Below are 245 nucleotides of genomic sequence, written 5' to 3'. Positions count from 1 at the left end.
TCCTCCACCCGCACCACGCTGCTGACGTCCAGCTTGCGCGGACTGGCCGGGGCGACCACGGGGACCGGCCGGTCGCCACCCAGGAACCCCGCCACCTGCTCCACCGGGCGCACCGTGGCCGACCGGCCGATGCGCTGCGCGGGCACCTGCAGCAATGCGACCAGCCGCTCCAGGCTGAGCGCCAGATGGGTGCCGCGTTTGCTGCCGGCCACCGCATGGATCACATCCACGATCACGGTATCTAA

At 71.4% G+C, this 245-nt stretch carries 1 protein-coding gene; it reads right to left on the bottom strand.

Going from position 1 to position 245, the window contains the following annotated elements; all coding sequences use genetic code 11:
• Positions 1-245 (bottom strand): hypothetical protein (locus ACQG3P_RS21770; protein ID WP_426806213.1); only part of this gene is annotated, 245 nt, incomplete at both ends.

It is taken from the genome of Stenotrophomonas sp. SrG, assembly GCF_050031795.1.
GTDB classification, from domain to species: Bacteria; Pseudomonadota; Gammaproteobacteria; order Xanthomonadales; family Xanthomonadaceae; genus Stenotrophomonas; species Stenotrophomonas rhizophila_A.
This window is presented reverse-complemented; position numbering and strand designations above follow the sequence as displayed.